Genomic DNA, 5118 nt, shown 5'->3' with positions numbered 1-5118 from the left:
CCACGTCGAAGGTCTTGCCGGACGCGGCCGGACGCCACTGGCCGCCGATCAGCAGACCGGTGGGAACAGAGGCCAGCAGGGCGCTCTCACGCTCTGCGGTAACAATGGGCTGGGCAGTTACAGTCACGGTTGACTCCCTCGTCAGCGATTCGGGGTGAATGGGATCGGGTTCAGCACCGCCCGAGTCCTCACTCATCAGGTGCTGATTTACTGTCACGGTACTGCCGTGCTCTCCGGGCTGTCTACGCATGCCCGCACTACGTCGTACCGGATCCGCTGTGCAGCTGCACAGCGGACGTTCGGGCGGGCGCCCGGCCTGCTACCGGGCGGCAAGCACCGCGGAGTAGAGTTCCCGCTTGCTGACCTTGGCGTCCTCCGCCACGGCTGCGACGGCTTCCTTCAGCCGGATGCCCTGCGCCATGAGCGCGTTGACGTCCGCCACGTGGTCTTCCGGTTTGCCTGGTTCCCGTTCCGGGGCGCCCCCCACCACGACGGCGATCTCGCCGCGCACCTCGCTGGACTCGGCCCACTCCAGCAGTTCGCGGAGGGTGCCGCGGATGACCTCCTCGTAGGTCTTCGTCAGTTCCCGGCAGATGGCGGCGCGCCGGTCCGCGCCGAACCGCTCGCGCAGGGCCCGGAGCATGGGTTCGAGCCGGTGCGGGGCCTCGAAGAAGACCATGGTGCGCCGCTCGGCGTCGAGATCCGCGAGCCGGGAGGACCGTTCCCCGGCCTTGCGCGGCAGGAAACCCTCGAAGCAGAAGCGGTCGGTCGGCAGGCCGGAGAGCGCGAGGGCGGTGAGCACGGCGGAAGGTCCGGGGGCAGCGGTGACCGTCAACCCGGCGGCCACGGCCCCTTCGACCAGGCGGAAGCCGGGGTCCGAGACGGACGGCATGCCGGCGTCGGTCACCATGACGAGGGTCTTGCCGGCGCGTACCTGGTCCAGGAGTTCACCGGTCTTGGCGGCCTCGTTGTGCTCGTGGTAGCTGATGATCCGGCCGGCCACGGTGATGCCCAGATTCTGGACGAGACGGTGCAGCCGCCGGGTGTCCTCCGCGGCGACGATGTCCGCCGTCGTCAGCAGTTCGATCAGTCGGTAGGTGGCGTCTCCGACGTTCCCGATGGGGGTCGCCGCCAGCACGATCCGGCCGGGGCCGCCGCTTGGCGCAACGGCCGCCGCCGCGGGGCTTCCCTCGGGCCCGGGACCTGCGCCGTCCCCGACGTCGTCCGGCGCGGCCGCGCCATCGCTGGGAAGATTCGGGGCAGTGCTGAGTTTAGGATCCACACGACCAGCCTACTGGCACGGGGCGCGGGCGGGCGGCGGGGCTGACCACTTGGCCAGCGGCCAGGCCATCGGCCCCAGCCGCCGAACCGGGCCGGCGGCCTGGCCGGAGGCCACAGCCGCGAAAGGTAGCATGGGCAACGTGACGCAGACCCCCACGAGGCCTGTCGAGACCGGTTCCACCGGTTCGGCGCCCCCAGCCACCAGCACCGGACGCAATCTGGAGGGGCACCGCTGGGTCAGCCGCCCGGCGGAGGCGTTCACCCCCGAAGCCCTCCGGGACCGCCTGATCGGCAGCATCCAGAGCTGGCGGGACTATCCGCCCTCACTCCGGCTGTGGTTCTGGCTCATCCCGGCCATCACCGCGTCCCTGGGCGGAGTCCTCCGCTTCGTCCGTCTGGACACGCCGCGCAGCCTGGTCTTCGACGAGACCTATTACGTCAAGGACGGCTACTCGATGCTGGTCAGCGGCTACGAGCGGGCCTGGCCGGAGAAGGCCAATGACGCCTTTGCCGCCGGCAATCCCGGCGTGCTGCTCGACTCGCCCGAGTACGTCGTCCACCCGCCGGTCGGCAAGTGGATGATCGCCGCCGGCATGTGGCTCTTCGGTTCGGACAATCCTTTCGGCTGGCGGTTCGGAGCGGCCCTGACCGGGACACTGTCCATTTTCCTGCTGGCCCTGATCGCCCAGAAGCTCTTCGGCTCCCTGACGCTCGGGGCGGTGGCGGGCCTGCTGCTGGCGGTGGACGGCCACCACCTGGTGATGTCCCGGACCTCCCTGCTGGACATCTTCCTGATGTTCTGGGTCCTTGCCGCGTTCGGCGCCCTGCTGATGGACCGCGACGACGGCCGGCGCCGGCTCGCCGCGCGGCTCGGCCGGCAAGCCGCCGCCTCCCCGGACGGACGGCCCGGCCTGCTCCAGCTGGCGTCCGGCCCCTGGCTGGGGATCCGCTGGTGGCGGATCGCGGCCGGCGTATGCCTGGGACTGGCTGTCGGGACGAAATGGTCCGCCCTGTTCTTCCTGGCCGGCTTCGGGCTCCTGACGGTCTTCTGGGACCTGAGCGCGCGGCGTATCGCCGGCATCCACGGCTGGATCAGCGGCGGGATCCTCAAGGACGGGATCCCGGCCTTCCTCAGCATCGTCCCGGTAGCCGCCCTGGTGTATGCCGCCACGTGGACCGGCTGGTTCCGCTCCACGAACGCCTACTTCCGGCACTGGGCCGAGTCCGTCCCGTCGGCGGAATGGGGCTGGCTGCCGGATGCCGTCCGGTCCCTGGCGCACTATCACCTGGAGGCCTACAAGTTCCATCAGGGGCTCAGCGCCGAGCACCCCTACGAGGCCAGCGCCTGGAGCTGGCTGGTGCTCGGACGGCCCACGTCGTTCTTCTACGAATCCCCCAAGCAGGGCAGTCCGGGGTGCGATACGGCCAGCTGCACGACGGCGATCCTCTCCGTCGGCAACCCGCTGATCTGGTGGGGCGCCGCCGTCTGCCTGGGCGTCCTGCTGTTCTGGTGGGCCGGGCGGCGCGACTGGCGTGCGGGGGCGGTGCTGGCCGCGGTGGCATCCGGGTACCTTCCCTGGTTCCTGTACCCGGAGCGCACCATGTTCTACTTCTACGCTGTGTCCTTCGAACCATTCCTGGTGCTGGCCCTGGTGTATTGCCTGGGCCTCGTCTTGGGGCAGCGCACCGATCCGCTGTGGCGGCGGCGTTCCGGGCTCTACCTCGTGGCGCTCTTTGTGGTCACGGCCGTCGTCGTGTCGGCGTTCTTCTATCCGATCTGGACCGCCGAGACCATTTCCTACCAGGATTGGCGGTTCCGGATGTGGATGCCGTCCTGGATCTAGGGCAGGATTGCAGGGGACGTCCACCACCGCCAGGCGGACCCGGAACGGAGAAACGGTCGTGAGAGAAGCAAGCACCGGAGTGCTCGTCGAGCTCGACCCGGGCAGCAACGTGACGGATCTGCTCCTGGAACAGCACGCCAGGGATCCCGTGCATGCGCTGTACTCCCGCAAAGGACCGGCCGGCTGGGCTGATGTCACCGCACAGCAGTTCCTGGACCAGGTCCGGGCCCTGGCGAAGGGCCTGATTGCCGGCGGCATCACCCCCGGGGAAACCGTGGCGGTTATGTCCGGCACCCGCTACGAGTGGACCGTGGTGGATTTTGCCATCTGGTTCGCCGGCGGCGTTACCGTCCCCATCTACGAAACGTCCTCGGCCAGCCAGATTGAATGGATCCTGCATGACTCGGGTGCCCTGCGCATCTTCGCGGAGAACGAGGCCAAGGCCGGCCTCGTCCGGGAGGTCCTGGACGGCTCGTCCCCGCTTGGCGCCACCGTGCTCCCCGTGGTGCGGATGGATTACAACGGTGCGGCACCGAACCTCTCAAGCCTGGCCGCGGCGGGCGCCGGAGTCGGCGACGCCGAGCTGGAACGGCACCGGTCCACCGCCGGACTCGCGGACGTGGCCTCGCTCGTCTACACCTCCGGCACCACCGGCCGGCCCAAGGGCTGCGAAATCACACATGGGAATTTCGCCCTCGTCGCCAGAAACATCGTGCTGTTCCTGCCCGAAATCCTTTTGCAGCCCCGCTCCAGGACCCTGATGTTCCTCCCGCTGGCCCACGTCCTGGCCCGCGCCGTCCAGGTAATCTGCCTGAGCGCCGGGACCACCCTGGGCCACTCCGCCAGCGCCAAGGAACTGCTTGAGGACCTCGCCAGCTTCCGGCCCACCTTCCTGCTCGTGGTGCCCCGGATCTTCGAGAAGGTCTACGCCGGCGCCGCCCACAAGGCGGCCCTGGCGGGGAAGCAGCGTTTGTTCGACTCGGCCGCCGCCGCCGCCATCGACTACTCGAAGGCCCTCGACGCCGCGGCCCGGGGCACCGGGACGGGCCCCGGCGCCGTGCTCCGCGCCAAGCACGCCCTTTTCGACCGGCTGCTGTACCCCAAGCTGCGGCAGGCCTTCGGCGGCCAGTTGGGCTACACGGTCTCCGGTGCCAGCCCGCTCAGCCCCCACGACGCGCACTTCTTCCGCGGCGCAGGCATCCCGGTCCTGGAAGGCTACGGCCTCACCGAAACCACGGCACCGTGCACGGCCAACACCCCGACGCGGACCAAAGTGGGCACGGTGGGCATCCCGGTGCCCGGAACCACCATCCGGGTCGCGGAGGACGGCGAGATCCTGGTCAAGGGCATCGGGGTCTTCAAGGGCTACCACAACAACGCAGCAGCCAATGCGGAGGCGTTCGTGGACGGGTTCTTCCGCACCGGCGACCTCGGGTCCCTGGACAGCGATGGTTTCCTGACCATCACCGGCCGGAAGAAGGACCTGCTCGTCACCGCCAGCGGCAAGAACGTAGCCCCCGGGCCGCTCGAGGAAAAGATCCGCGAGCACGAACTCGTCCTGCAGGCCGTGGTGATCGGGGACGGCAGGCCGTTCATCTCAGCCCTGATCAACCTGGACCCCGAGGGCCTGGAAAGCTGGTGCGCCGCGCAGAAGATTGCCGCGATGAGCCCCGCCGAAGCCAGCCGGGACGCCCTGGTCCGCAACGCCCTGCAGCGTGCCGTGGACGAGGCGAACGCGCTCGTCTCCCAGGCCGAGTCGATCCGCAGCTTCGTGGTGCTGGACGCCGACTTCACAGTGGAATCCGGGCACCTGACGCCGTCGCTCAAACTCAAGCGCGCCGCCGTCGTGCGTGACTTCGAAGCGCAGATCAACCGCATCTACGGCTGAAGCACCGCCGGTGCCCACCGGGGAGGTGCGCAGGGCAAGCACGGAGTTTAGGCGCAGAGGACACGCAACGGAGGACACACGCAGAAGCGGCCGGCACCGCAGTGC

3 protein-coding genes are annotated in these 5118 nt (G+C 69.3%); 2 read left to right on the top strand and 1 reads right to left on the bottom strand.

All coding sequences use genetic code 11. From position 1 onward, the window contains the following. Nucleotides 1–319 precede the first annotated feature (319 nt). On the bottom strand, nt 320–1141 hold the full coding sequence (gene rsmI / locus QCD75_RS21580; RefSeq protein WP_226761934.1) for a 16S rRNA (cytidine(1402)-2'-O)-methyltransferase: 822 nt from the start codon (nt 1139–1141) through the stop codon (nt 320–322). 271 nt (nt 1142–1412) lie between these two features. Here rsmI and QCD75_RS21575 point away from each other — a divergent pair, with 271 nt between their 5' ends. Then, nucleotides 1413–3125 (top strand): dolichyl-phosphate-mannose--protein mannosyltransferase, encoded by a 1713-nt coding sequence (locus QCD75_RS21575; RefSeq protein WP_301231572.1) that lies wholly within the window; start codon nt 1413–1415, stop codon nt 3123–3125. Between the two features lie 58 nt (nt 3126–3183). After that, nucleotides 3184–5013, top strand: coding sequence for an AMP-dependent synthetase/ligase (locus QCD75_RS21570; protein WP_301231571.1), 1830 nt, complete (start codon nt 3184–3186; stop codon nt 5011–5013). Nucleotides 5014–5118 lie beyond the last annotated feature (105 nt).

It is taken from the genome of Arthrobacter sp. PsM3 (assembly GCF_030433895.1).
GTDB lineage: Bacteria > Actinomycetota > Actinomycetes > Actinomycetales > Micrococcaceae > Arthrobacter.
This window is presented reverse-complemented; position numbering and strand designations above follow the sequence as displayed.

Bases quoted from the DNA above. Each gene is read 5' to 3' on its own strand.
- QCD75_RS21575 (WP_301231572.1), top strand. From the start codon at position 1,413: ATGGGCAACGTGACGCAGACCCCCACGAGGCCTGTCGAGACCGGTTCC.